This window comes from Arthrobacter sp. 7Tela_A1 (genome assembly GCF_049311065.1).
Classification (GTDB): domain Bacteria; phylum Actinomycetota; class Actinomycetes; order Actinomycetales; family Micrococcaceae; genus Arthrobacter_B.
Window position 1 is genome coordinate 1 of the sequence record NZ_JAXIOO010000079.1, and the last position, 1,719, is coordinate 1,719.

At 64.0% G+C, this 1,719-nt stretch carries 2 protein-coding genes; both read left to right on the plus strand.

Annotated features, from left to right (window positions below; translation table 11 throughout):
• Nucleotides 1-109 precede the first annotated feature (109 nt).
• Nucleotides 110-784, plus strand: coding sequence for an amino acid ABC transporter permease (locus TVB01_RS16575; RefSeq protein WP_422456999.1), 675 nt, complete (start codon nucleotides 110-112; stop codon nucleotides 782-784).
• Nucleotides 781-1,653, plus strand: a complete 873-nt coding sequence (locus tag TVB01_RS16580; protein ID WP_422457000.1) for an amino acid ABC transporter permease — start codon at nucleotides 781-783, stop codon at nucleotides 1,651-1,653. The genes TVB01_RS16575 and TVB01_RS16580 overlap by 4 nt, the downstream gene beginning before the upstream one ends.
• Nucleotides 1,654-1,719: the final 66 nt, after the last annotated feature.

The following is a 1,719-nucleotide window of genomic DNA, read 5'->3' on the forward strand; positions in this document are numbered from 1 at the left end:
GCCGCCCCCCCCCCCCGCCGGCGGGGGGGGGGGGGGGGTGGGGGGGGGGCGGCCACCCCGCCCCGCCCCCAAAACTCCGCTCCACACATTTTTACGGAAGAGGTGACATATGGAAGGTTTCCTCGAGCTCTTTGGCGAATACGACGTCATCGGGGCCTTCTGGGTCAACATCCAACTCACATTCTGGGCAGCACTCTGGTCCCTGGTGCTTGGCACCATCCTGGCCGTGATGCGCATTTCGCCGATCGCCAGCCTTCGCTGGTTCGGCGCTGCCTACGTGAATATCTTCAGGAACACGCCGCTGACCATCATCATGGTCTTCGGCACGCTTGCCCTTTGGTCCCAGCTGCAGGTCAACCTCTCCGGCGATTTTCAACTCAACTTCTTCCGGCTGGCGGTGCTCTCGCTCTCCGTCTACCACGCTGCGTTTGTCTGCGAAGCCATCCGGAGCGGCGTGAATACCGTCCCGCTGGGACAGGCTGAAGCCGCCCGTTCCATCGGGCTGTCCTTCCTGCCTGCCGCCTGGCTGGTCATCCTGCCCCAGGCATTCCGCGGTGCCGTTGCTCCGCTGGGCAACGTCCTGATCGCCCTGGCCAAGAACACCACCGTCGCTGCCGTGGCCTCGGTGGCTGAAGCCTCCGGCCTGATGAAGACCATGATCGAGTTCCGGCCCGACCTCATGACGCAGATCTTCCTGACCTTCGCGCTGGGCTTCGTGCTCATCGTGATCCCGATTGGCCTGCTGACTACCTGGGCCTCGAAGAAACTGGCGGTGGCACGATGAGCCAGAGCGTTCTTTTTGATGCACCCGGGCCCCGGGCGCGCCGCCGAATCATGATCGGCAACATCCTCGGCGTGCTGTTCATCCTCGCCCTGCTTGCGCTGGTCGTGAAGGGCCTCGCGGACAAGGGCCAGTTCGAGGCCGCCAAGTGGACACCGTTCCTGGAAGCCGACACCTGGCAGTACAACATGCTCCCGGGTCTGCTGGCTACGCTCCAGGCAGCCGGCGTTGCGATCGTCACGTCCATCGCGTTCGGCCTCATCTTTGGCCTGGGACGCCTGTCTTCGATCAAGGCCATCAGCTGGGTCGCGGGCCTGATCGTGGAGTTCTTCCGCGCCGTGCCGGTACTGCTGATGATGATTTTCTTCTATCAGTTCCTTTCGAAGTCCACGCCCGTCCCGCCGGCGGATGTTCCATTCGTCGCCGTCGTCCTGGCCCTGACCCTGTACAACGGCTCCGTGATTGCCGAGCTCGTGCGCTCCGGGGTCTTCGGACTGCCGAAGGGACAGCGTGAGGCGGGTCTGGCGATAGGCCTGACCCGAAGCCAGTCCCTTCGCGTCATCGAGGTTCCGCAGGCACTGGTAGCCATGCTGCCGGCACTGCTGAGCCAGTTTGTCGTCATCCTGAAGGACTCGGCCCTTGGTGCCTTCATCGGCTACAGCGAACTGCTGGTCTTCGCCCGGCGGCTTGCGGCGGGCGACGGTAACATCCTGCCCGCCCTGCTGGTCACGGCGGCGATCTTCATCATCCTGAACATGATCCTGACCTTCGCCGCCCAGCGACTCTCCCGCCGCCTCGGTGCACGGGCAGGGAAGCTGCTGCGGACAGAGGATGCCGTAGAACCCGAAGGGGTTCCCGCGCCGACGCGCTAGCCTCCGCTCCATCGAGATATCCGAAAAATCCCCTTTTGAGCGTGGTAAGGGCGTTTTGTGGGGTCT

What these genes read in the sequence shown, in the direction of transcription:
- TVB01_RS16575 (WP_422456999.1), top strand. Translation starts at nt 110, where the DNA reads ATGGAAGGTTTCCTCGAGCTCTTTGGCGAATACGACGTCATCGGGGCC.
- TVB01_RS16580 (WP_422457000.1), top strand. Translation starts at nt 781, where the DNA reads ATGAGCCAGAGCGTTCTTTTTGATGCACCCGGGCCCCGGGCGCGCCGC.